Raw genomic sequence first — 26,050 nt, 5'->3', positions numbered from 1 at the left:
CCTGTTTCCAGATTGCCCGCTTACCATTGTTAAATAGAGATTTTGAGAATCATTAACGAGGACGGCCACCGCCGCCGCCACCAGCTGGCGCTTGTTGTTGTTGGCCTTGGCCGGCACCATCTCCTTCGCCTGCTTTTACATCATCATTATTCACTTTTTTCTTGTTACGGAACATTCCGCCACCACCATTGAAATCCATTTTACCAAATGAATAGTTGATAGAAACACGGAACCCTCTGTTATATACATGACGAACCGAATTAGACGTAAACGTAGGATCTTGTGCAAAGCTCTTAATAGTCATTGCTTTAGTAAATGGATTATCTAAACCAAAATTGATGCTACCTTTCTTGTTATTAAAATCTTTCTTCACACCAATATTGTAGTTTCTCCATGCTCCCTGATACCCTTGCAACTGAATCTGGCGACTACCGAAAAATCCGAATGCCTGTGCGCCCCATCCTTTAGTGAATGTATACGAGGCATTGAAGTTAAAGTTTGAATTCCAACCTTTGTTTTCGATACCCACCACTGTATTTTTATAAGAGTTATCATTTTGCAATACCGGAACCACAATAGAGCCCGCCAACATATTATAGGTAAAGTTAGCTCCACCACCCAATCTGAAACTCTTCGTTGGTTGAATATTCAAGAATATGTTTGCACCATAGTAGTTGGTTTTTCCGATATTATCAAAAGTAGTAGTAATAACGCCTTGCTCGCTAACTGACCTTACAGAAGTGATATTGTTATTGGTAAGTCTTCTGAATATTGCCACATTGATTGAATTGGCCTTAAAGTAGGTGTTATAATTCAATTCAAAATTATGGCTCAGTTCAGGCTTCAATAATGGATTACCGTAAGAAATGTTCAGTGGGTCAGCATAGTTCACAAACGGATTCAGGAAGTCCATGTTCGGGCGTTGAATACGTTGTCCGTAACTGAATCTGACTTTATGGTTCTTCGGAAAATCTTTTGATATGGCAACCGTTGGCACGATGTTATCATACGGTGCGATGGTTGTAGGGCCATCTGAACTCTGGAATTTGGCAGTGATATGCGTATTCTCGTAACGAACACCCATTTTTAAACCCCATTTTTTAGGCAATGCCAAAGTAAGTGAAGTATAAGCCGAGGCTACACTTTGTTGATAATTAAAGTTATTGGTACGGCTTGGTACAATTACATAATCATTGGCTTGTTCATTATATTGAAAGAAATCATAAGCACTCGTTACATCACGAATCACATACTTGGCACCTGTTTCAAAAATATTCTTTTTAAATGGCAGATTATAATCGGCCTGAAAAGTAGTTTCAGCGTTTTTACCATCATTATTACTTTTATTGAAAGGCAGATTGTTCTGATCGGTAGTAAAGTCTGTATTACGCAGATTTCTTCCGTGTTGAATCAAAAACTGGAAATCGTGTCCTTGCTCTTTAAAAGTTCTGGTATAGTTAAAATCAAAGTCGATGCTGTTATTATTACGTAATTGTTTGATATAGCGCGTATATTCCTGCAAAACCGCATTATCTGCACCTGTCAGCAATGAAGTTTGCGGCCCTTTGGTATTGAAATTTCCTACGCCCAAACGACCTGTCAGACTCAAAGAGTTTTTTGAATTGATGTCATAATCAACGCTTAGTTGCGTATTACCAAACAAACGTCTTACTCTGTTGGCATCTGTTTGTGCAAGTGTAGTGCTCGAACCGCGTACCGAACTCATACGTGTGCTTGAGCCATCGCTTGGTGTATTATAACCAGAGTTTCCACCAAAGTTCAGAGAAGTACCCACTTTTTTCTTACGTAAGTTCAGATTTCCAAAAGCATTGGCACCACGCAATCCCGCTCCGGCATTAACAAAACCTGTCAGCCCTTGTAAAGTATTCTTTTTTGTAATGATATTAATGATACCAGCTGTACCCTCTGCATCATATTTAGCTGACGGAGAAGTAATTACTTCTACCGATTTAATCATATCAGAAGGAATCTGTTTGATAGCATCTGCAATATTTGAAGCCAGAATACTCGATGGTTTGTTATTTATCAAAACCTTGATATTGCTACTTCCGCGCATCTGTACGTTGCCGTCCATATCAACTGTTAGCATCGGCACTTTTCTCAGCACATCTTCGGCAGTACCACCTCTGCTTGTAATGTCTTTTTCTGCATTATAAACCAGCCGGTCAACTTTATCTTCCACCAGAGCGGCTTGTCCTGTTACGGTGACTTCATTTAAAATCTTGGTATCAGTCGCCATCAATAAGTTTCCGACGTTCACATCGGCTTTATTGGTAGTTATTTCAACTTTGGCAATAGTAGCGTTTTTATAACCAATAAATGAAGCAACTACTTTATAAGTACCTTTAGCCAGGTTTTTAATGGTAAAAGCCCCATTCATGTCGGTCATTGAGCCTTCAACAACTTTATTGTTTTTGTCATATACGGCAACAGAGGCAAATTCTACTGGTTTATTAGTAGTTGAGTCGATTAGCTTACCACTGATTTTGGCGTTGCCTCTCGGAATTTCGTCTTGTGGGATTTGTTGTTGTTGTTGCTGATTCATTCCAGGGAAACCACCACCTGAGCGTCCGCCTCCTCCAAAACCACCGCCTCCACCTCCACCAGGAAACTGTGCAAACGTAGCTGTAACTAATCCCATAGAAAGGAATGCAAGTAAAATTCTTTTTTTCATTAGCGTAAATAAATGTTAAACTGTATAGCGGTGTGATAGCTAAAAAATCTTGTTTTAATACAAAATTACAGCGCAAACCTGCATTAAATACTGGAGTTCACATTAAAAGATTTATAAAAATTACCAGAACCGTAAAATAGTAGATGAAAGGTTCAGATAAATAGATGAGCCCGAAATTCAGAAATGGCATAAATCAATACGCTATGATATATACGCAAGGCAGAGAAGTTTATAAATGATACTTACGTCGGATGGGATTGATGAAGAATTTCTTGTGCATCGTAAAACTTTCAGGGTGCATCTGGTCGAACAAGACTTTCCACTCTTCAAATCTTTCCGGTTCGGCTTTGGCGAACTTTTCCCTGTCTATTTTTTTGCTGATCAGATACTCTTCAAAAGTCATTGTTTCACGTTTTTGTACAAATTTAAAAGTTATTTTCTGAATAGCTAAGACTTGTTTGAAATATTGCCTTTGCGCAAAGTATTTGCATAAAATCATGATATAAATACAATCCTGAATTTGCAGTTATACGTAAATATGCTAAATTGTTGTCTATTCCATTTTTACCTCGTAGACCATGAAAGAAATCGAAAAAAAGCATCCCTTGGCAATCAGGTGGTTTCATTGGATAAACTTTCCGATACTCTTGATTATGATCTGGAGTGGGATGCTCATTTATTGGGCTAATGGTGTATATAAAATCCAGATAGGCGACCTTGTACTGCTAAAATTCTTCCCCGACTGGTTTTATAAATCTTTAAAAATACCTTACCGGTTAGCCGAGGGCATGGCTACTCACTTTGTTTTCATGTGGATTTTCTTTCTGAATGGTCTGCTTTATGTTTCTTATACTTTGATTTCAGGAGAATGGCGTTATTTAATACCCAACAAACGTTCTTTTAAAGAAGCCTGGCAGGTACTTCTGCACGATTTATACATCCGCAAATATCATCCGCCTCAAAGTAAATACAACGGTGCCCAGAAGGTAGCGTATTCAGCCATTATAGTAATGGGATTCGGCTCATTAATTACTGGCTTAGCCATCTACAAGCCTGTGCAGGCTTATTGGTTAACATGGCTGCTGGGTGGATATTCTTTTGCCCGTTTTTTACATTTTGCCTTAACTATTGGCTACGTTTTGTTCTTTCTGATTCATATTATACAGGTTATCAGAGCAGGTTGGAAGAATTTCCAGTCAATGATCACCGGTTTTGAAGTAAAGAAAGAGATTGCACCACCCAAAGAGGAGGAGCCAGAAGAAGAACCTAACCCTATTATTGAAGCCTGATAAACACTGTTATGAAAAATAATACAGAACAATGGTCTGAAAAAAAAATACAGAGAAGAACTTTCTTCTCCTTCGCTGGTTTTATTCTCGCCAGTTTAAGTGGCTGGTTTTCATGGAAATGGTATAGCCATTTGCCTAAAACAAATAATAGATTAGATGAGACTACCAGAGATGTACTAGGCTTTAATGAAAAGGTAAAAGACCAGTTTTTCAGCAATAATAATCTGGCTAAAACTTACTCAAAAGCAAGAGCAGCCAAACGTCCGCGTTTAAATGGCTTTATAGGGATTCAAGAAAACATTGATGTAGAAAAATGGCAACTGGAAGTGGTTAATGCAACGGGTAAGCCCTCTGTCTTTTTCCAGATGAATCAGATTAAGGCTTTACCAAAGCAGGAAATTATTTATGATTTCAAATGCATTGAAGGCTGGGACCAGATTGTACATTATGGAGGCATCAGATTTTCTGATTTTCTAAAAAAATATAATTTAGGTAAAAAGGAAGGCAGCAACGAATGGTATAAATATGTAGGCTTAGAAACCCCAGACGCCAAATATTATGTAGGATTAGATATAGAAAGTGTTCTACATCCACAAACATTATTGTGTTTTGAAGTAAACAACCAACCTTTGCCCAAATTTCATGGTGCTCCATTGCGCCTGATTATCCCGGTAAAATATGGAATAAAAAACCTGAAACGAATAGGTAAAATGTATTTTTCGGATACCCCACCACGCGATTACTGGCATGAGCTGGGCTACGACTATGACGTTACGCTTTAATCAATGTTCCGCAACCAGCCTGTCAGGCTTCTGCGTTCACGGTTAGCCGGCAGTACTTCATGTTCAATCTTGTCACTTTCAAAAACCACCAATCGGCCACCCATAGGCAATACAATTTCTTCTTTATCTGGTAAATATAAAACTAATTCACCGCCATTATCGGGCTGCCAGTTCTGATTAAGATAGCAGATAAAGGATAATTTACGGCCTGAATCGTTTCTGAATTTATCCAGATGCCTTTTATAGAATGTGCCAACCGGATAAGAAGCATAGTGAATTTCATACGAACGGAGCCCAAGGAAGCAGGTATAGTTTACATAATTCATAAACTCTTCTAATCGCTCCAGAAACCTGGCTTCACTCGAATTAGCCTTGTCTTTTTCTAACCACAAGATTTCGTCTCCACGAATATTCTTAACCACTTCATGGCCTTTGCTTATACCAGCCTGCTTAAATTCAAGTGCCTGATAGTGAGCCATAAAACTATTATTGAGTTCAGCTATTTCTTCCTCAGACAGAAAACTATCCAAAATGCCATATCCTCTTTCAACTATTTGAGAAATTATTGATTCAAATGAAACTAACCATGTTTCTTCCATATTTTATGCGTATTTTTGCACCCGTTTTATGCGCTGTTGGGAAATTTAGTGATTGAGTGATTTAGTGAATGAGTGATTATAAATCATAATAAATATCCCCAAGCCTTATATTTTAAAATTGTATTCAGTTGAACCTACGTGTTCACAAAATTAGATAAAAATGTCATTTCTTCAAGAATTACACAAACGTCGTACTTTCGCTATCATTGCTCACCCCGATGCCGGTAAAACCACTCTGACTGAAAAACTACTCCTTTTCGGAGGGGCGATTCAGACTGCCGGGGCGGTGAAGTCAAATAAAATTAAAAAATCAACCACTTCCGATTTCATGGAAATTGAGAAGCAAAGAGGTATCTCGGTAGCCACTTCAGTAATGACGTTTGAATACAGAGACCTTAAAATTAATATCCTAGATACGCCCGGTCACAAAGACTTTGCAGAAGATACTTATAGAACCCTTACGGCTGTCGATAGCGTAATTCTGGTAATTGACTGCGTGAAAGGTGTGGAGGAACAAACAGAGCGATTAATGGAAGTTTGCCGCATGCGCAATACTCCCGTGATTATCTTTGTTAACAAACTTGACCGCGAGGGCCAGAATCCATTCGATTTATTAGATGAATTAGAGCAAAAGCTAAGCATCAGTGTTCGCCCGATTACCTGGCCGGTGAATGGTGGCTCTAATTTCAAAGGTGTATATCACCTGCTTGAAAAGAAGATGAACCACTTTGCTATCAATAAAACCCGTTTGGAAGATGATATTGAAGTAATAGCTTTAGATTCAGATGTATTAGACAAAAAGGTTGGAGAAAAAGATGCCAACCAATTGCGTGAAGATGTAGAGCTGATTGAAGGTGTATACACTGAATTCAATCAAAAAGATTATTTAGAAGGAAATCTCGCCCCTGTATTTTTTGGTAGTGCCGTAAGTAATTTCGGGGTAATGGAATTACTAAACACTTTCTGCGATGTATCACCGATTCCGGTGCACCGCATGACAGATAAGCGATTAGTTGAGCCGGAAGAAAAGAAATTCAGTGGTTTTGTATTTAAAATCCATGCCAATATTGACCCTCGCCACCGTGATAGAATTGCGTTTTTGAGAATTTGCAGTGGGCAGTTTGAACGTGGTAAATTTTACAAACACGTGCGTCTAAGCAAAGAAATGCGTTTCTCCAGTCCATTTGCATTCCTGGCTGATAGAAAAGACGTAGTTGAAGATGCTTATCCGGGAGACGTAATCGGTTTATATGATACCGGAACTTTTAAAATTGGTGATACTTTGACTGAGGGCGAAGAATTACAATTCACAGGTATTCCTAGTTTCTCTCCTGAGATATTCAAAGAGGTAATTAATAATGACCCAATGAAATCAAAGCAATTGGAGAAAGGTGTTCAACAATTAACGGATGAGGGTGTCGCCCAATTGTTTACCATTCAGCCGGGTAACAGAAAAGTTATCGGAACTGTAGGAGAACTACAATTTGAGGTAATTCAATACAGATTATTAAATGAGTACGGCGCCAGTTGTCGATTTGAGGCCCGCCCCTACTCTAAGGCTTGCTGGATAACGGCAGAAGATAAAAACAAGCTAGCTGAGTTCGTTCGTCTGAAAAGCAATTTCATTGCCTATGATAAAGACCAGAATCCGGTATTCCTGGCTGAAACAGACTGGATTTTAAGAATGAATATTCAGAATAATCCGGATATCAAGTTTCATATGACCTCCGAATTCAAGACTGCATTGGCATATTAATCTTAATAAAACAAATCCCCTTCTCACTCAGAAAAGGGGATTTGTTTTTAATACTTCACTTTTATTCCGTGATATTGCTCTTGCTCTTTATAGTCTTTCCTTAGCGGATGTCCTTCCCAGTCAGCAGGTAGCAGAATTCTTCTTAAGTCAGGATGCCCTACAAAATCAATTCCTACCAAATCATACGCTTCACGTTCATGCCAATCGGCTGTACGCCAGATAGGTGTCACTGATGGTATTTTAGGCAAAGTTTCTCCCTCTCCATTTCTGGGCACTTCCACTTTCAGCACAAAATTATGTCCGTAAGGAATGGACGTCAGATGATAAATTACCTCAACTGTTCCTACCTCAGCCCCATTATCAATAGCGGTAATGCAGGCCAGATAATCAAAATACAATTTGGGTTGCACGTGCAGAAACTGACAGATTTCCAATATCTTATCTGCCGGAACTGTCAGGCTTGGTTGTGGTGAGGTTTTGTCTTCTTTCAAAACAACCTCATCGCCAAACATACTTATAATTAATAATCTTATCAGGTCAAAATCTAGCATTATCTATTGAGTGAATGAGAGAAGATAAAAAAGCTATTAATAAACATCAAAGCTCTATTGTTTTAATCATTTTACTCCCAAAAAATCTAAAATTTATTCAAAAAAAATTTATCAACAGTAAAGGTAAAACATATTCTGTTATCTTTGAAAACAAATAAGTTTATTTAAGGTATTAAACCTTTTCTGTGCAATTCATTCTAAGAATCACAACGTTGTAGAAATATTCACAATTAGTACAATCAATCTTATTAAAACAATGAAAAAAATCCTTTTAGTGTGTACGCTTGTAGGTGGGTTGATTTCTGGTGCTTTTGCGCAGAATGATAAAGCAACTCGTGGAGAGAGGGTAGAAAGAACACCTGAACAACGCGCAGAAATGAGAACCAAACACATGCAGGAATCCCTTGCATTAAGCAATGACCAGTATCAGAAAGTATTAGCCATCAATCTTGAGCAAGAGAAAAAGAGAGAGGCGTTCATGAAAGAACAAAAAGAAAAGATGGCTGCAAACCGCGATCAAATAAAAGCCAATCGTGAGGCCGTTTTGAAAAGCTATGAAAGTGTGCTTACTCCTGAGCAAATGACAAAATTCAAAGATGACGCCAAGAAAAGAAAAGAAGAAATGCGTGATAGAATGAAAGGCAGAAGAAGAAGATAATTTTCGGGCTTCAATAAAGCAAAAGGCACAGTAATCTGTGCCTTTTGCAGTTTTAGAACTAATATCTGATAGAAGACAGATAGGTTTTGCCTCCAGCATAAATCGTCAGATCATAGCCTGTTTTTTCTCCTCGTTCATTTCGTACCGGACCAATAAAATAGCTAAATTGGTCTAGCTCTTGTTTATTTATTTCAAAAGCCCTCTCTTTTTCCAGCTTAGTGGTATAATAGTTGTTCAGTGCTTGTTGATTACTAGTGGTTTGCGCTTCAGTTTTTTGTTTTTCCAAAGATTTTAATTCAAACGTTAATTTTCTTTGGCTATCAATAAAAGGCTGTTTACTTTCTTCAAACTTTGCCAGAATCATTTTTAAATCCTTGTTATTACCTTGTTGAATAAAATCTTCAAGGCTTGGCATCTCTTTAATATCCTGCAAATATTCCTCGGTCTTTTTGTCTGAAGTTTGGGAAGTAACAGCATTTTCGTTGCTATTACCCCTTAAATTGTTACTACATCCGCCTATACTAGATTGAAAAACAGCGCCTTGCAAAGTGCTGAATCCCGGGTTTAAAAGTATATATTTACCCGCATCGTAAGTAATATTCGCTTCGGCAGAAATAGTATTGGCTATTTCACCTACTATTACTTTACTAACCTGATAAGTATTTTTACCAGTTAAAGCAGAATTAAAATTAAGACTATCGGCACATGGTTTCATTATCCATAATTCATTACCTGTTATACCATCATTGGCCATAAAATATAAAGAATTATTATATACAAAAAGTCTGGAAGGACTCGAATAGTTTGGACCCGGATAAATATCTTTTACAAGAGTAGTGCCGGCTGTTGTACCATTACTCTTCCATAATTCGCTACCTATGTAATTCGTAAAAGAGTAGCCACTAAAAAAAAGCTCGTCATTAAATTTTATTATTTGCGAGGCATTTAAACCGTCTTTAACCAAATTTACGGAATTACCGTCAGTGGAATATAATTCTGAGCCATAATTGCTTCTACTTGCGCTAAAATACACTTTACTATTATAAATTGCGAATTCACTCTGTCCATAGTTTGATGGATACGAACCGTAATAACCACTATAAATGTCGGAAATCATTACGGTTCCGTCATAGGTTCCGTCACTTTTCCAGATTTCTCTACCATTTGTATCGTTAATTGCCGAGAAAATCAATAGATTATCATTATAATTCGTCAGGTTATCTGGAGATGAGGAATTAGTTCCAGGATAAATATCTTTTACCTGATACGTTCCCCATTCAGTTCCATCAGTTATCCAAAGTTCATATCCATTTCCGTTATTACAAACAAAGAACATTTTATTGCCTACTCTTCGAAAATCAAACAAAAATCCACTGGCGTTGGGGCCAGGGGTAATATCTTTAACCATAACTGTACCCGCTTCAGTACCATCAGTTTTCCATAATTCGAAGCCAGACTGATAGGTAGAAAAAACAAAATAGGATGTTCCATTAACATCATACATCGGTGCACCGGAATAACCGTAATAATTCCAGTCGTCAAGAGTTTTAACTAAATTAATATTAGTGCCATCTGTTTCATAAAGTTTGTTACTAGTAAGAATTCTGATTTTATTACCTGATACTCCTATGGCACTAATAGAAGAAGAGAATGATTGCCAAAGACTTAAGGCTTCTCCATTGGTTCGCCATAAACCATTACTTCTAACTATATATACGTAACCATTTAAGCTGACAAAATTATTATAGAATGTAGAAGATGCCGAATAGTAATCTTGGGTATAAATCCCTCCTTGCGGATAAGGAACAAAATCCATAAAAAGATTAGTGTTATATCCATTTGTTTTCCATAATTCTAAACCATGCTCATTGTCATCATAGGTAAAAATCAGGTTATTGTTTATTCCGGCTTTATAACTAAAATTGTTGTATCCGTAATGAATACCGGTTTCTATGTCTTTTACAAGGCTTACCGAATTGCCATCGGTTTTAAATAATTCGTATCCAACTACATTATTATAAGCAACGAAATAAAATTGATTCATAGACGAAACCATTAAAGGATATTCGTTTTTAAAAGTCAGCGAAGGATTCGCATTTCGTAAGTTAACCGTTCCGGCATTGGTTCCATCCGTTTTAAGAAATAAAGACTCTCCGCCACTGGTAGCCACTGTAAATATTAAATTCGAACCTATAGCCATAAAATTGCCGTAAGTAGCACTTACAGTTCCTGGAGAAAAGTCATTCACCAATGTTGTCCCGGCCTCTGTTCCATCGCTTTTCCAGAGTTCAAAGCCTTCTAATCCGCTATTGGCCAGGAAAAACAATTTACCATTCACAGCAATAAATTTTTTTCTGGCGCTACTTGAAGAAAAAGTGTAATCGTCACTTTCGATACTCGTCGAATTGATATCCTTTACTAATTGCGTTCCTGCCATTGTACCATTTGTTTTCCATAATTCTCTTCCATTTATTCCATCATTGGCAGTAAAAAATACAGTATTCCCGACTTTTATAAAATCTCTTGGGTAAGAAGAAGTATTGGCAGCTATATTTTTTAAAAGATAGGTTCCGGCCGATGTGCCATCACTTATCCAGAGTTCGGTATCATAATTTGTATCTTGTGAAGCGAATAAAAGCTTACCATTATACTCAAAAAAATCACCCATTGATGTACTGTTTGAACCTGGGTTCATATCTTTTACCAGATTGGTACCGGCATTAGTACCATCACTAGACCAAAGTTCCCTACCCGATATACCATCATTTGCTATGAAAAATAACTTATTGCCAACGGCAGTCAAATAAGATGCACCAGAAGAATTATTACCAGGATAAATATCTCTTACTATGTAAGTCCCTGCCGGCGAGCCATCAGTGACCCATAGTTCACTACCCTCATTTTGAGTAGTTATAGTGAAAAAAAGTTTATTATTTACTAAAACAGGCGTGGTATAAAAATAGGAACCTAAGCTTCCGGGATTTAAGTCTCCTAGCATATATGTACCATCAGCAGTGCCGTCTGTCACCCAAAGTTCTGTACCGTTTACTCCGTCATTAGCCATAAATACCATTTTATTACCTAGCTTATAAACTGAACCAGGATTGCTGCTCCCTTGTCCCGGGTTGATATCCTTAACCATATGAGTTCCAACAGTTGTTCCGTCGGTAACCCAGAGTTCAGTTCCGGTATAATTAGGATTATAACTATAACCAGTAAAAAATACCATTTGGTTTAATACATATAAGTTGTAGCCATCAATATATAAGCCATTGTTCTGGGAATAATTTGCGACTACATTTGTTCCATTAGGCGTACCATCACTTACCCATATTTCTTTATTTGAGTTGCCGCCTTTTGCCACAAAATATTGTTTACCGTTGGCCTCAACCATTACCCTTGGATGAGAGCTAGCATTACTGGTTATAATGTCTTTGAGCAATTCCTGAGCAGAGGAAATAAAAGAAATAAAAGTAAACAGAATTACATAGAGTTGCTTCATAAAATAGCAGTTAAAAATTAGATAAAAGTGATACAGCACCGGATGATGAATACATTCGGCTAATTTTTCTAATGTTGTTAAAAGTATTTTTGATAGACAGAAGAATTTTAGTAACAGCAATTAGTCTGCATCAAAAAAGTTTTATGGCTATGAATGGAGAGAGAAGACAAAAATAAATGCCGTCACAGCAAACTTATTATTGATTCTACTTTTTTAAATTACTTTGTAAAAGTATATAAAAAACATGATAATTCTATATTTGTTGAGATAAAAGATAAAGCACGGCCATACGAACTGCCACTCCGTTTTCAACCTGGTCAAGAATGATCGAATGATGCGAATCTGCTGCATCGCTTGATAATTCTACGCCTCTGTTGATAGGCCCCGGGTGCATCAATACAATTTCTTTGTCCAGTTCATCCAACATTTGTTTGTTGATACCAAAATACAAAGAATACTCTCTCAAAGATGGAAAATATTTGATTTGCTGGCGCTCCAGCTGGATTCTTAATACATTGGCAACATCACACCATTTCAGGGTATCTTTTACACTATGCGAAATCTTTACACCAATCTCACTGATATATTTTGGCAAAAGCGTATTAGGCCCACAGATAGTGATTTCGGCACCTAATTTTTGTAAACAGAATATATTAGAAAGCGCAACTCTTGAATGAAGAATATCTCCGATAATAGCTATTTTCTTTCCTGTCAGATCTCCGATTTTCTCTTGCATAGAAAAAGAATCTAACAAGGCTTGCGTTGGGTGTTCGTGTGTCCCATCTCCGGCATTAACAATATTAGCTTTAATTTTCTTCGATAAATAATGTGGTGCTCCCGGACTGGCATGGCGCATCACAATCATATCTACTTTCATGGCCAATATATTATTGACCGTATCAAGCAGGGTCTCTCCTTTTTTTACCGAGCTTCCTGAGGCAGAAAAATTGACAACATCAGCCGAAAGTCTTTTTTCGGCTAATTCGAATGAAAGGCGTGTACGGGTCGAATTTTCAAAAAATACATTGGCAATCGTTACATCTCTCAGCGAAGGAACCTTTTTAATCGGGCGATTAATCACCTCTTTAAATTCTTTAGCTGTTTCTAAAATAAGTTGAATATCGTTTGTTGTAAGGTCTTTTATACCGAGTAGATGTTTTGTACTCAATGATTGCATTTGAATAAGAGAAGTATGTTTGGCAAAATTAAAAAAAAAGCCCCAATGCACAAAAGGGGCTTATAAAAATCGTCAGTTTGATTGTTCGATGGTAACAATCTTTTGTATATCATCCCAGAAACTCGGGTAAGATTTTACAACTACATGAGGTTCTTCAATCGTTACATCGGCCAGCATAGCCAATGGTGCAAATGCCATCGCCATGCGGTGGTCGTCGTAGGTGGCAATAGTAATCTCCTTGCTACCAAAATCAAACCCCGAACCTGCTACTTTATATTCAGTGTTTGAAACGACCTCTGTCAGGCTTCCACCAAATTTGCTTAACTCATTCTGCAAAGCCAAAATACGGTCTGTTTCTTTTATTTTCAAGCTTTCAATACCAGTAAAAGTAGCGTCAATACCTTTTGCTACACAGGTAACAGCTACTGTCTGCGCCAAATCCGGGCAATTGGTAAAATCCCATGTCAATGATTCTTGTGCAGGTATTTTAGTTAAAAGTACACCATCTTGAGTAAATGTACTTTTCACACCTAGCTGAGTCATGATCTCAACAATGGCACTATCTCCCTGTAAAGAGTTTTCTTTCAGTCCTAATAATTCCACTTGTGTATCTTCAAACGTCGACAAAGCCACTATACTATACCAATAGCTAGCACCCGACCAGTCAGATTCTATTTTATAGCTTGTTGGCATATAGCTCTGCGGAGCAACGCTGATTACTTTTTTATCCCAATCTGCCACTACTTCCACCCCAAAAGCTTTCATTTGGGCAAGTGTCATTTTTATGTAAGGAATTGACCCTAGCTCACCTGTCAGATTAATGGTTAAACCATGGGGTAATGATGGACCAATCATGATTAAGGCTGAAATATACTGGCTACTTACATCTCCTCTGATAGTTACCTCATTGCTTTTCTGTTCGCTCAATCCATGAATCTGCAAAGGTGGATACCCTTCTTTTTGCAGATAATCAATTTCTGCACCGATGGTTTTTAAGGCTTCCACCAGAATTCCGATAGGTCGCTCACACATACGGGGCGTACCTGTCATATTCTTGCTTTGGTTAGTTGCAGTAAAGTAAGCTGTAAGAAAACGCATGGTTGTACCGGCATCTATTACATCAGCCACTGGCTCTTCCGATTGAAGCAGACGAATCATGGTCTGGGTATCACGTGCAGAAGAGAGGTTTTGCAAATCTCCTTTAAAACCTGATAAAGCATTGATAATCAAAGCTCTGTTACTTTCTGATTTCGAAGAAGCTAATTGAATTTTTGTGTTAAATACCTGAGAGTTCTTGAAGAGAATTACTTTTTCCAAAATATAAGTAGTGGTTTGTCGTCCAATCTGATTTCAATTGCAAAATTAGGGTTTTATACCAAACCACAGAAGCATTATTCTGAAATTTCTCTTTTTTTTTGCAAAAGGCTAGTTTTAAAGGAATTATTGAAATTTCGGGGAAAATTTTCCCCCAAACAAACAGAATTTTCTAATTTTTCGTTTAATTCTATATTTGGAATAAATTTTTTATCACAACTAACAGAATCGTCAATACACACAACAAATTCTTTAAAGTCATGAAAAACATCCTATATGCAGTAATCGTATTTTTTTCTTTAGTCTCCTTGAGTTCTTGTGAAGTAATAGAAGACTTGAAGCCATCTAATGATGATAAAACTCAAACAGATACCACCTCAACCGGAACAACAAATCCGACTAATCCAACTAATCCGACAAATCCAACTAACCCTACTGATCCTACTGGTTCAGATTATATAGAAGCTTCGCCTCAGGATATTATGAATCAGACGTATGGGCCTGATGATTTACAGAAATTTGATATTCATATTCCGGCTAAGCGCTCTCTTACTAAAACCAAGGTAGTGATCATTCTACATGGTGGTTCATGGAAAGAATTAGATAAAGGATTTATGAATAATTATGTCAGTCAGATTAAGTCAAAAGGAGATAATTGGGTAATTGTAAATGCCAATTACCGCCTGACTTTCCAGAATGGCATCAAGTATGATCAACAGATTCAGGACATTAGTACCCTTATAACCAAAGTACTTTCATTACGCCAGCAGTATAATTTCTCAGATAAAATTTACTTTATTGGTGCCAGTGCCGGCGGACATTTAGCTTTAGCTTATTCTTACACGGTTGATAAATCTAAAAATGTAAAGGGGATTTCAGTGATAGCAGCACCAGTTGATTTAACTTCTGACAAAATACGTGTAGGCGAGTTCGGGGGAGATATTGAGAATTTAATCGGCCAATCATATAGTGCTAATCCTGATGCTTTCAAAAGAGCCAGTCCACGTTATCAGGTTTCTAAAGTTGCCCCTCCTACCATTATGTTCTATGGCGGAAAAGATGATTTTATCCCGTCAGACCAGGGAGAATTCTTAAAACAACAATTACAAGCGAATGCCGTGATTAATTCATACAATTTCTATCCTGAACAAGGACACGAATGGATGCTCCTAAGCGAAACCATCGATAAAACCTTAGTTTTCTTCGGCGACGATAATTCAAGAAAATAAGATTAATATATACAAATGCAAAAGCCTCTCAGATTGATTTCAGAGAGGCTTTTGTTTATTGAGTGATTGAGTGATTGAGTGATTAATCTTAGATGATGAGTTAATAAGTAAATCAGCCTTTAATCACTCAATTATACAAGATAACTACTAATACTCATAATATCAGCAAAAACACCTGAGGCCGTTACTTCTGCACCTGCGCCCGGGCCTTTGATTACCAATGGATTATGTTTATAGCGTTCGGTGGTAAACGAAACAATATTTTCAGAACCCGCCAGATTGAAGAATGGATGACTTCTGCCAACAGTCTTCAACTCAATCGTTACTTTTTCATCATCTAAGGTAGCAATGTATCTGAGCACTTCATTTTTTGCTTCTGCCTCTGCTAATAGTTTCTCAAATCTCTCGTTATCTTTTTCTAACTCCACAAAAAATTCATCTACCGTTTTGGCTTGAAGACAGGCATCATTCAAAAGATTGATAATTTTTACATCTTCCGGCTCCAGTTTTAAACCACACTCTCTTGAAAGAATCAATATCTTACGCGCCACATCTTGCCCACTCAAATCATCTCTAGGATCAGGCTCGGTATATCCTTTGGCTTTCGCTTCACGCACTACATCTACAAATCTATCTCCAGCTTTGAAATTATTGAAGATATAGGCCAAAGTACCCGATAATACTGCCTCTATCTTATGAATTTTATCGCCACTGGTTATTAAACCTTGTAATGTATTGATAATTGGTAAACCCGCGCCAACATTGGTTTCGTACAAAAATTTAACCCCATGTTTCTGAGCTGCTTTCTGTAACATGAAATATTGCTCAAATTTCCCTGAATTGGCAACTTTATTAGGTGTAACAATAGAAACACTGGCGCTCAATAAAGAATAATAATATTGTACGATATTCTTATCAGCCGTTGAGTCTACAAATACACTATAAGGTAAGTTCAAATCCTGTACATCTGAAATAAACGAACCTATATTGGCTATCTCGCCATTTTCCAGTAAATCCTCTTTCCATGTTTCCAAACTGATTCCACCTTCCTCAATCAACATTTTTCTGGTATTAGTGATACCCACTAATCTGATATTCAGATTTTTGCGTGCCTTCAAATAGTCTTTTTGTTCACGAATCTGGCGTATCAGAGTACTACCGATTAATCCGGTTGCTCCTACTAAAAACAGATTCAAAGTCAAGCCATCAACCTGAAAGAATGTTTCATGAATCGCATTCAGGGCTTTGCCTATATCTTTTTTATAGATAACCACTGAAATATTCAACTCAGAAGAACCCTGCGCAGTAGCTACTACATTAATCCCGTTTTTACCAAGAACAGAGAATAATTTACCAGAAGTACCAGAGCTTGATTTCATGCCTTCTCCTACTACAGCCAATACCGACAGGTTCTGCTCAATAGAAATATTATCCAGCAATCCTTGTGCTATTTCGGTAGCAAAACCTTCTTCCAGAATCTCTTTAACCCCATAGGCAGATTTAGGATCAACCGCAAAACAGATTGAATGCTCTGATGATGCCTGAGAAATAAGGATAACACTAATCTTATTTTTTGCCAGAATAGAGAATAATTTGGCCGAAATACCTGCCACACCAATCATTCCACCACCTTGAAGATTGACTAAAGCAATATCATCAATCGACGAAATACCGGTAATTGAATACTCTTTGGTTTCAGCGGTTTTGCTGATAAGCGTACCTGGGTGTTTATGATTGAATGTATTTAATATCTTGATAGGTATACTCTTATAAAAAGCAGGGGTCAGACTCGGCGGATAAATCACCTTTGCCCCAAAGTGCGACAATTCCATCGCTTCGGCATAAGTGATGGTAGGAATCGTAAAAGCATTTTTTACTTTTCGAGGGTCGGCCGTCATCATCCCGTTTACATCCGTCCAGATTTCAATGACTGCCGCATTGAGTGCTGCGCCAAAGATGGAACCTGAATAATCAGAACCACCACGACCAAGGGTTGTAGTTACCCCATCAATGGTAGAGCCTATGAAACCCGTAATACATTGTAGTTTATTCGTTTGAGCAAAATGCTTGCGAATCAGTTCATTGGTCAATTCAAAATTCACATCAGCATAGCCAAATACATCGTTGGTTTTAATGACCTTCCGGGCATCTAAAAACTCGGCTTCAATACTACGGTTTTTTAAAGTTTCGGTAATAATAGTCGTTGATAGTCTTTCGCCAAAACTGACAATCAGGTCAAGGGTACGCATCGAGAGTTCTTTAATCAATGAAACGCCTTTCAACAAATCCTCCAATTCATTGAATAATCCTTTAACCTTGGCAATAGCCCCACTTTGATTTTTTACATCAATTAGCCCTCTTACTGCATTGAAATGGCGTTCTTCAACCGAGCGTAATTGTTCTAAGTACTCAGGGTCCGACTGAGTTGCCATTTTACCTATTTCAATCAGGCGATTAGTAACTCCACCCATTGCCGAATAAACCACCGCAATTTTACGACCTTCATCAAGGTTTTCTTTAATAATCTGAATAACCTGATTTATACTTTCTACTGTTCCAACAGAAGTACCCCCGAATTTTAAAACTTTCATTATTCTTAAATCATTGAGTGATTAATCGTGAATAGCGAATTAGTGATTGGTGAATTAGCGAATGCAGTTAAATGATAAAATAATCCATGAATTTTTGCTTTAATATACTTTTCAGCAATTTACTTTGAGATTTAACGAACCTTGTTTCAGGTATTCGCTAATTCACAATTCACTCATTCGCCATTATTCCAAATCCAACATAATTTACTATTTATAAAAAAATACCCCACTTCTGCTAAGAATGGGGTTAGATATTGATGAAGCGTGTGCAAATATAATGATTTATATACGAATCCAAGATAACTATCGATAAAATTGTGTTTTTCAAAGAATAGGCAATTTTACAGACCTATTATTTAGAAGATTACCTAAATATTTAAGCGACAATATTTGAATAATTCAATTATTTTCCGGTAATTCGTACTTACAACACTTGTTCAAAAAACTTATTTATCTTTTCTAGCAATGAATAATTTATTTAAAGCCTTAAACGACTCTACGCGCCGCGAGATATTAGAGATGCTGAAGGATGGCGATATGACTGCAGGCGATATTGCCGAACGCTTCGATATGACCAAACCAAGTATTTCGCATCACCTTGATTTATTGAAACAAGCCGATTTGGTGGCTTCTGTAAAGAAAGGGCAGTTTATCTATTATTCGCTGAATATGACTGTGATGGACGAAATTTTTGCCTGGTTTATCCAATTTAAACCCGCTCCTGCCGAAAAACCAAGAATCCGTCTGCAATTAAATCCACGAACAATCACTGATTAAAGTGCTCTACCTAGAGCGCAGCTAATTAATTGTTGACTCTCATGAAACGCAAATTGTTATTCGAATTGCTAATTATTGGCGTTGCATTAGCTCCGTTTACTTACTTGCTTGTTAGCTGGAATCCTGAAATACTGTCCGGGCAAACCCGTGTAATTCTGCTATATAGTGTTGCATCGCTCCTGTTCTATGTCCTGCCTCTATTAATGCAATATCTGGATACCCAGAAACCCAATGCAGACTTTTTGATTCGAAGTGATAAACGCATCCGCCTTATCTGGTCTTCTTACTTATCGGCTCTGGGCTTTATTCTGTTTTATTATCTGCTTCATTATACTGAGGGTGAGAGTATCCCACCACGCTATCTCGGTGTTGCCCTTTCTTTATTCCTGTTTGCCAGTGGTAATTTTCAATCGAACCTGCATCCAAGCAGTGCATTTGCCAGTAATAACTGGTTCTCTAAAGGTTTTCAGGAGAAAAGCTACCGGCAGTTACAACGTTTTACAGCCCGTTTGTTCTTTTGGGTAGGTATTGCCGGAACTGTTTTCTTTCTGGCCTTTACAGAAAGCCGATTGGTTTCGTGGGGTTTAATCTTTATCGGGGCAGTTATTTTCTATGGTATCGTTATCCGCCTTATCAGGAATATTGTGGCAAGTAGGTAGCCTCAAATAGCTTGACAGTTTCAACGGCTTCTTTTACATCATGTACTCTCAGAATACTGGCTCCATTCATTAAAGCAATCATATTAAGCGCAGTTGTACCATTCAACGATTCATCGGCAGTAATACCCAACGTTTTATAAATCATAGATTTACGCGAAATACCAACCAATAATGGTAAATCTAAAACCTGAAAGGCTGATAAATTCCTCATCATTTCAAAACCCTGTTTTGGACCTTTAGCAAAGCCAAAACCCGGATCAATGATGATATCTTTTACCCCCAATTGCCGCAATGAGAATACCTTTGCCTGTAATTCGCCAATAACGTCAACCGTTAAATTAGTATATTGATTCAGGCTAGTCATGGTTTCAGGATTCCCTCTGCTATGCATTAATATATAAGGTACGCCCAAATCAGCCACGGTCTGAAACATTTCAGCATCAAGATTACCTCCTGCAATATCATTGATTATAGTCGCACCAGCTTTAACAGCTTCTTTTGCCACTTGGCTCCGGAATGTATCAATTGAAATAATAGTATCAGGAAAATGCTTGATTATGGCCTCAATGACTGGCAAAACTCTATCGTTTTCTTCAGCAGTACTTATTTCAGCAGCATTTGGTCTGGTTGAGTAGCCTCCAATATCAATAAAAGTGGCTCCGTCGTTCAGCATTTTTCCGGTTGTATCAACAATTGCTTGTGTATTGGGTTCGTAGCGGCTTCGGGCAAAGAATGAATCGGGGGTAATATTCAGGATTCCCATGACCTTCGGCCTTGATAAATCCAGTAATTTTCCGGTAGAGATTTTTATTTGATGGTGTTTTGTATGGCTAAACTGAAATGACATTTGCTTATAGTGCCGAAGTTTTATAGTTTTGCAATAATAGACTATTATATTGAAAATTCCTTAAAATTATCCTTTTTTGGATAGCGTGCATGAACCAAACCGAAATCGAATACCGCAACATCATAAAAATTTGTCAGGACCTTTTCGAGAAAAAAAACAAAGATTATGGTACTTCCTGGCGAATACTCCGACTACCCAGTATTACCGACCAGATTTTCATTAAAGCCCAGCGTATCAGAACTATTCAGGATAATGGATTCAGCAAAGTAGATGAAGGAGAAGTGCCTGAGTTTATCGGTATCATCAATTATTGCGTAATGGCGCTGATACAACAAAAACTGATTGATGAGACTAAAATCGAGATTCCGTTTGACGAATTGCACGAATTATATAATGCCGAAATCGGAGAAGTAATGGAATTGCTTTTCAACAAAAATCACGATTACGGCGAAGCATGGCGTGATATGCGTGTAAGTTCAATGACAGATATTATTCTGATGAAATTATTCAGAATCAAGCAGATAGAAGACAATCAAGGCAAGACCATCGTCTCAGAAGGAATCAAAGCCGGATACCAGGATATTATCAATTATGCTGTTTTTTGTTTAATCAAACTTGGCCAGGCACAAGGTCAGCAATAAATTTCCTTACATTTAACAAGTGGTTAACAATTGGCTCTCCGGCTTCGAATTATATTTGCCAGATTGTTACTCATGCTGAAACTATACCTTATTCATTTATGAAACTCATTGCACAAATCGCACGCATCATTGTAGGTGTTATATTCATTTTTTCAGGTTTTGTTAAAGTAGTTGACCCTGTAGGTACGGGCATCAAACTGGAAGAATATTTCGAGGTTTTCTCGCAGGATATTCCTGCCCTGGAAAGCTTCTTTATGTTTTTCGCGCATAATTCGCTTACCTTATCCCTTATTTTCTGTGCTTTAGAGGTTATTCTCGGGGTAGCTACCCTGCTGTCCTATCGCATGAAAATCACTTCATGGTTGCTACTGGGCATCATCGTCTTCTTTACATTCCTTACCTTCTATTCGGCTTATTTTAATAAGGTAACTGATTGTGGCTGTTTCGGAGATTTCTTAAAACTAAAACCGTGGACATCATTCTATAAAGATATATTCCTGACCGTGCTTATCGTTGTTATATTCGTGTACAGAAACAAGTATAAAGATTCGAATCTGCACGCATTAATGGCTATTGTAAGTGTGATTTCGTTTGGCATTGGTATCTATGCCATTCGTTATTTACCGCCTATCGATTTCTTACCTTATGCCATTGGTAAAAGTATCCCTGATCAGATGAAACCAACGGGTATAAAACCTATTTTTGAATATACTTTCCTGAATAAGAAAACGGGTAGCGAAGAGAAATCAAGTGAGTTTCTGATGGATACCACTACGTATAAATATGTATCGTCAATAACTTTGAATGATGATAAGGTAAAACCTAAAATTACCGATTACTTTGTAAACGACGCACAAGGGAATGTCTATACCGACTCTACTTTTATGGGCAATAAACTGCTTTTAATCTTTAAAAATATTAAAGATATAGATAGCGACCAGATTGCCGAAATCAAGGCTTTAGCCAAAAGTGTACAGGGCAGTAATATTCAGCCTATCATATTGACCTCTGCCATTCAAAGCGAGTTTGAGCAGTTCCGCCAGACAAATGCCTTGACAACGCCATATTTTACGGCTGATGCGACGGTTTTAAAGACCATGGCACGAACAAATCCATGTGTGATTTTGTTACAAAATGGAGTAGTAAAAGGAAAGTGGGGAAATCATAGCATACCAGATAAAGCAACACTCGTTGCTGAATTAAAATAGACACATATACTAATTATATTACGCCCAAACAGACAGAATGACTACAAATATTTTTTTAGTTGGCATGCCCTCATCTGGTAAAAGTACTTTGGGGAGGCAATTGGCCAAGAGTTTAGGATACGAGTTTGTTGACTTAGATGCCCGGATTGAAATAGCAGAGGGAAAGAAGATTGCAGAGATATTTGCACTAAACGGTGAAGAATATTTTCGGAAAGTTGAGAATCAACAATTAAAAAAATTACTGAAAGACACGCGTTTGGTGGTAGCTACCGGTGGTGGTGTACCCTGTTTTCTGGACGGACTTGAATACATTAAAGCCAATGGTATCAGTATTTTTCTGGATGTAAAACCTGCCCGATTGCTGGAAAGAATGCACCTCTCAAAGAAAAATGAAAGACCGTTGTATGACCTTGAGAACAATGATTTACTAACAACACTCACCGATAAATACAACGAGCGTCTGCCTTTTTATACACAAGCCGATATTACGATTGAAGGAGATACCGATCCAAGCGCCATTTTATGGATTCTGGAAGCGGAATTCGCCAAGAAGATTCAATAAAAACAGAAAAGCCAAACAATTGTTTGGCTTTTCTGTTTCAATCTATTTGTATTTCATTAGTTATTGCAAATCTTTGCATAAGCCTTTTATCAGAAGAAAGTACCGATTGATACCACAAAGCTGGTTCCTTTAGTGGTCAGATTAGCTGAACCGTAGTTCTGAGGATTGCTCAACTGATAAGGTGTATAAGCTCCTTTAAACTGGTTAAATACGCCTGCTAAATCAATAAAGAACTTTGCTGAACGATAACCCAATCCACCTGTAAATAGCATTTGTGAGCGATCGATATTATCAACTTTATCTTTATAAGGATCGGGCATATATTTAGCACCTGCTCTTAAACGAATGCTCTGAATACGGTACTCTGCCCCTACTTTTAAGTTTACTACATTGTTATAAGTACTCTTAATATCTCTTTTCTGACTTTCACTCCAACCACTGCTTTCAGGGTCTTTTATACCCATACCGCTATAGCCTACGTATTCAGCGTCAGCAGTAATAAATCCCATTTTGCTTGGGAAGAAGAAAGTAGCTCCACCACTTGCCTTTAAAGGCGTGGTCAAGGAGTAAGAAAATACATTTTCGTCAGTAGCAATATTGGTTGTTGCTCCTGTTGGGATGATAGGGTTTCCACTTACCGGATCAATGATGATGTGAGAATTAAAAATTTCGCTCACACTTATCCACGAAGGTGTAGTTACACTGGCACCTAAGCTGATACTTTCAGTAGCCTTATAGATAGCTCCTAACGAGAAATTCACTCCGCTTCCTCTTACATACAAGTCTTCACCATATTCAAATCCTTTAAGAATTTGTCCACCAGCAAAAGTCTCATTATGCGTAGTGACATTCTCATAACTTAATCGAACAAACCCAATACCTAAACCGATATAAGTTTTATCGTCGAAATTGATACCATACCCTAAATTCCATTGGCTGGTTGAACCAGTCGATGAGATGTCACCCGTTTGTTTCACAGGTAGCGCTTCTTCAACTACCCGATAAGGAGCTCCTTTGCCAGAAACCGGATCTATCAGATAAGACTGATAGTATAATGCCTGAGACGACGCGGCAGTTCCGGTATTGGGATTATATTCATTATCAAGCACACCAGAGTCATCGCCTCTTTGAGTAGCACTTTCAGCAAAGAAATCTGCCATAGAGCTACGCTGATTGGTACCTGTATAACGGAAATCAGATAAGAAGCTGTTTTGTCTTGAATAAGTGATGGCAAAAGCTGAACGTTTTTTACGTGTACCTACTCCACCATTACTAAAAATTAAGCCTAGCTGTCCGATATTAGGGCTAGTGGTACTTCTGCCAAATTGTGAACCTGCGTATACTGAAGAAGTATTGACAGAGTTGAGAACCGGGGTAATACTTAATTCAGAACGATTATAAAAACCTAAACCAGCAGGGTTTGTATAGTTGTTAGTAGCATCGGCACCTAAAGAAACATATCCACCACCTAAACCTTGCATACGGGCCGAGCCCATAATTTTAGATTCAGAGAATCTAAAGGCATCTTCACCATAAAAGTGACCGTTTAAGTTCAATTGCGCCTTTGCTCCGATTCCTCCCAACAACAGAGAGGTTGTAATCAGAATGCGTGAGATTTTCATTTTTTTATAATTATGATTGAAGAATTAAAACCGGGATAAAATCCGAGTAGTTGTTTAATCATTCTTCTGTATTAAGGGTACAATTAGCAAAGCTATTTTTCTTAATAGAAAACCTCGCCAAACAATGATGATTCAGCGAGGTTTCTGAATATTTTTCAATAAATAACGATTATACGTTTACTCTAATGAGCTTAACAAGCGATCTATACTAATTGTTCAGATGCGTGGTTATTATCTTGGTCCACGGCTACCGCCGCCACCTCCACCACCGCCTCCGCGAGAACCACCACCTGAGCTACCGCTGCTGCTTGATGAGCTACGGCTCGGGCTGCTCCAAGTTGAGTTAGAGTTAGATGATGAACCTCTTGACCAACTGTCAGAGCTTCTTGAATTACCACTACCATTCGACCAGCTATTACCGCTTGAAGAACGGGTAGAGCCTGATGGACGGCTATAATCGTAAGTTCTGGTTGAGTTACCACTACCGCTTTCGTAACCACCATTTCTACGTGGACGAGCATAGTAAGTATCGTTACCTGACGAACTTGCACGAGAGCTATTTGGTGTATTGTTGAATGATGAGTTATCTACACCGCTTCTTCTTGGTGTTGCATAATATCCATCATTACCCGAATAAGTTCTGCCTGTGCTGTTTGCACCATTGTAAGTTCTTGCACCGGCATCACCACGCGCACCGTTTGTATTTCTTACGGCTGTGTTATTGAAACGGTCGTTGTAGTAAGATGAACCGCTACCACCGCCACGTGGGCCATAAGTACGGGTTTTACCTAAACCATCAACACCCGAAGTAACATTGTAAGCATAGCCTGGGTATCCGTAGTAGCCATAACCGCCGTATCCACCATAACCATAATAGTCATAAGGGCTATAGAATGGGCTATAGAACGAATTATAGTACGAATATGGGCTATAGAACGCGCTATAAGGGCTATACATACCGCCACCCCAGAATGGATCGTAGAAACGGCTTCCGAAACCACCGTAACCAAAACCACTGCCATAGCCTAGACCATAACCTAAACTTAAGCCAAGGCCAAAACCGCTGCCGTATCCGCCATATCCGCCAAATGAGTTATAACCGAATGGAGAATAATAGCCAAAGCGGCTGAATGGACTTGCCCAACCCATTGGTTGGCTCCATGCGTAATCGTTCCAGCCTGATTGGTAACCATCTGAGAATCCAGAAGAATAACCAGGTGTAGCAGAATAACTGCGTTGTACTTTACGAGAGTTTACATAGTTCTCATCATAGTACTCGTCAGTTCCTTCAGCCTGTACAGGTGTTTCTTCTCTTTGATAACGAAGGTTATCTGTATAGTCAGGATTTTGATATGTTGTTGAAGGTTGTGAAGATGTTTTGTAAGTTACCTGTGGGGCATCTTTCGACGACCCGTAAAGGTCATCGTAATCACCTTTCGTAGCAACTTGTTTTTGACTACAACCCCAAGTACCTAAAAGCACCGCGACCGACAGATACCTGAAAGATTTGAAAGTGTTCATTTTATCTTTATGAATTAATTGTGAACTAAAATTAAACTTCATCTATGTGAATGATGCATGAGACGTGAAA

The 26,050-nt window shown here is 38.1% G+C and carries 21 protein-coding genes; 10 read left to right on the top strand and 11 right to left on the bottom strand.

Annotation, left to right across the window (positions count from 1 at the left end):
* Window positions 1–52: 52 nt before the first annotated feature.
* Both ACYVFA_RS10815 and ACYVFA_RS10810 read right to left on the bottom strand, forming a co-directional pair.
* The gene (locus ACYVFA_RS10815) at window positions 53–2,695 is read right to left on the bottom strand and encodes a TonB-dependent receptor (protein ID WP_460471829.1); all 2,643 of its coding nucleotides are present in this window, start codon (window positions 2,693–2,695) and stop codon (window positions 53–55) included.
* A 229-nt stretch (window positions 2,696–2,924) separates the two neighbouring features.
* Window positions 2,925–3,098 (bottom strand): hypothetical protein, encoded by a 174-nt coding sequence (locus ACYVFA_RS10810; protein ID WP_460471828.1) that lies wholly within the window; start codon window positions 3,096–3,098, stop codon window positions 2,925–2,927.
* Between the two features lie 175 nt (window positions 3,099–3,273).
* Between ACYVFA_RS10810 and ACYVFA_RS10805 the strand changes: the two genes are divergently transcribed.
* The gene (locus ACYVFA_RS10805) at window positions 3,274–3,984 is read left to right on the top strand and encodes a cytochrome b/b6 domain-containing protein (protein ID WP_460471827.1); all 711 of its coding nucleotides are present in this window, start codon (window positions 3,274–3,276) and stop codon (window positions 3,982–3,984) included.
* Window positions 3,985–3,995: 11 nt separating this feature from the next.
* Window positions 3,996–4,766 carry a molybdopterin-dependent oxidoreductase gene (locus tag ACYVFA_RS10800; RefSeq protein WP_460471826.1) on the top strand — a complete coding sequence of 257 codons (771 nt, stop codon included), beginning with the start codon at window positions 3,996–3,998 and terminating at the stop codon, window positions 4,764–4,766.
* Here ACYVFA_RS10800 and ACYVFA_RS10795 read toward each other — a convergent pair.
* Window positions 4,763–5,365, bottom strand: a complete 603-nt coding sequence (locus tag ACYVFA_RS10795) for a 2OG-Fe(II) oxygenase (protein WP_460471825.1) — start codon at window positions 5,363–5,365, stop codon at window positions 4,763–4,765. The genes ACYVFA_RS10800 and ACYVFA_RS10795 overlap by 4 nt on opposite strands.
* A 160-nt stretch (window positions 5,366–5,525) precedes the next feature.
* Here ACYVFA_RS10795 and ACYVFA_RS10790 point away from each other — a divergent pair, with 160 nt between their 5' ends.
* The gene (locus tag ACYVFA_RS10790; RefSeq protein WP_460471824.1) at window positions 5,526–7,121 is read left to right on the top strand and encodes a peptide chain release factor 3; all 1,596 of its coding nucleotides are present in this window, start codon (window positions 5,526–5,528) and stop codon (window positions 7,119–7,121) included.
* A gap of 47 nt (window positions 7,122–7,168) precedes the next feature.
* Here the strand turns inward: ACYVFA_RS10790 and ACYVFA_RS10785 are convergent, their stop codons facing one another.
* Window positions 7,169–7,672 carry an NADH-quinone oxidoreductase subunit C gene (locus ACYVFA_RS10785; protein ID WP_460471823.1) on the bottom strand — a complete coding sequence of 168 codons (504 nt, stop codon included), beginning with the start codon at window positions 7,670–7,672 and terminating at the stop codon, window positions 7,169–7,171.
* Window positions 7,673–7,928: 256 nt separating this feature from the next.
* Here ACYVFA_RS10785 and ACYVFA_RS10780 point away from each other — a divergent pair, with 256 nt between their 5' ends.
* Window positions 7,929–8,330, top strand: a complete 402-nt coding sequence (locus ACYVFA_RS10780; protein ID WP_460471822.1) for a hypothetical protein — start codon at window positions 7,929–7,931, stop codon at window positions 8,328–8,330.
* 58 nt (window positions 8,331–8,388) lie between these two features.
* On the opposite strand, the gene ACYVFA_RS10775 is transcribed toward ACYVFA_RS10780, so the two are convergent.
* The 3 genes from ACYVFA_RS10775 to ACYVFA_RS10765 form a co-directional block, all read right to left on the bottom strand.
* Window positions 8,389–11,832 carry an ELWxxDGT repeat protein gene (locus tag ACYVFA_RS10775; RefSeq protein ID WP_460471821.1) on the bottom strand — a complete coding sequence of 1,148 codons (3,444 nt, stop codon included), beginning with the start codon at window positions 11,830–11,832 and terminating at the stop codon, window positions 8,389–8,391.
* A gap of 253 nt (window positions 11,833–12,085) precedes the next feature.
* Window positions 12,086–13,009, bottom strand: a complete 924-nt coding sequence (locus ACYVFA_RS10770) for an aspartate carbamoyltransferase catalytic subunit (RefSeq protein WP_460471820.1) — start codon at window positions 13,007–13,009, stop codon at window positions 12,086–12,088.
* 72 nt (window positions 13,010–13,081) lie between these two features.
* Window positions 13,082–14,326, bottom strand: a complete 1,245-nt coding sequence (locus ACYVFA_RS10765) for a 3-phosphoshikimate 1-carboxyvinyltransferase (protein WP_460471819.1) — start codon at window positions 14,324–14,326, stop codon at window positions 13,082–13,084.
* Between the two features lie 257 nt (window positions 14,327–14,583).
* Here ACYVFA_RS10765 and ACYVFA_RS10760 point away from each other — a divergent pair, with 257 nt between their 5' ends.
* On the top strand, window positions 14,584–15,552 hold the full coding sequence (locus tag ACYVFA_RS10760; RefSeq protein ID WP_460471818.1) for an alpha/beta hydrolase fold domain-containing protein: 969 nt from the start codon (window positions 14,584–14,586) through the stop codon (window positions 15,550–15,552).
* Window positions 15,553–15,683: 131 nt separating this feature from the next.
* On the opposite strand, the gene thrA is transcribed toward ACYVFA_RS10760, so the two are convergent.
* Window positions 15,684–18,143, bottom strand: coding sequence for a bifunctional aspartate kinase/homoserine dehydrogenase I (gene thrA / locus ACYVFA_RS10755; RefSeq protein WP_460471817.1), 2,460 nt, complete (start codon window positions 18,141–18,143; stop codon window positions 15,684–15,686).
* 465 nt (window positions 18,144–18,608) lie between these two features.
* Between thrA and ACYVFA_RS10750 the strand changes: the two genes are divergently transcribed.
* A complete protein-coding gene (locus tag ACYVFA_RS10750; protein WP_460471816.1) occupies window positions 18,609–18,920 on the top strand; it encodes an autorepressor SdpR family transcription factor in 312 nt (103 codons plus the stop codon).
* A gap of 41 nt (window positions 18,921–18,961) precedes the next feature.
* Window positions 18,962–19,579 carry a hypothetical protein gene (locus ACYVFA_RS10745; RefSeq protein WP_460471815.1) on the top strand — a complete coding sequence of 206 codons (618 nt, stop codon included), beginning with the start codon at window positions 18,962–18,964 and terminating at the stop codon, window positions 19,577–19,579.
* Here the strand turns inward: ACYVFA_RS10745 and folP are convergent.
* Complete coding sequence (gene folP, locus ACYVFA_RS10740; RefSeq protein WP_460471814.1) at window positions 19,554–20,426, bottom strand: dihydropteroate synthase; 873 nt, start codon at window positions 20,424–20,426, stop codon at window positions 19,554–19,556. The two genes, ACYVFA_RS10745 and folP, sit on opposite strands and share 26 nt — an antisense overlap.
* A gap of 89 nt (window positions 20,427–20,515) precedes the next feature.
* Here folP and ACYVFA_RS10735 point away from each other — a divergent pair, with 89 nt between their 5' ends.
* The 3 genes from ACYVFA_RS10735 (at window position 20,516) to ACYVFA_RS10725 (ending at window position 22,837) form a co-directional block, all read left to right on the top strand.
* On the top strand, window positions 20,516–21,067 hold the full coding sequence (locus tag ACYVFA_RS10735; protein ID WP_460471813.1) for a DUF1599 domain-containing protein: 552 nt from the start codon (window positions 20,516–20,518) through the stop codon (window positions 21,065–21,067).
* Between the two features lie 98 nt (window positions 21,068–21,165).
* Entirely contained in the window at window positions 21,166–22,275 is a 1,110-nt protein-coding gene (locus tag ACYVFA_RS10730; protein ID WP_460471812.1) for a DoxX family protein, read from the top strand.
* 37 nt (window positions 22,276–22,312) lie between these two features.
* Window positions 22,313–22,837, top strand: coding sequence for a shikimate kinase (locus ACYVFA_RS10725; RefSeq protein ID WP_460471811.1), 525 nt, complete (start codon window positions 22,313–22,315; stop codon window positions 22,835–22,837).
* An 89-nt stretch (window positions 22,838–22,926) separates the two neighbouring features.
* Here ACYVFA_RS10725 and ACYVFA_RS10720 read toward each other — a convergent pair whose 3' ends face one another.
* Window positions 22,927–24,459, bottom strand: a complete 1,533-nt coding sequence (locus ACYVFA_RS10720; protein ID WP_460471810.1) for an OmpP1/FadL family transporter — start codon at window positions 24,457–24,459, stop codon at window positions 22,927–22,929.
* 231 nt (window positions 24,460–24,690) lie between these two features.
* Window positions 24,691–25,980, bottom strand: a complete 1,290-nt coding sequence (locus ACYVFA_RS10715; protein WP_460471809.1) for a hypothetical protein — start codon at window positions 25,978–25,980, stop codon at window positions 24,691–24,693.
* Window positions 25,981–26,050 lie beyond the last annotated feature (70 nt).

It is taken from the genome of Emticicia fontis (genome assembly GCF_054779675.1).
Note: the sequence above shows the minus strand (reverse complement) of the source record. Positions and strands in the feature narration are given on the sequence as shown.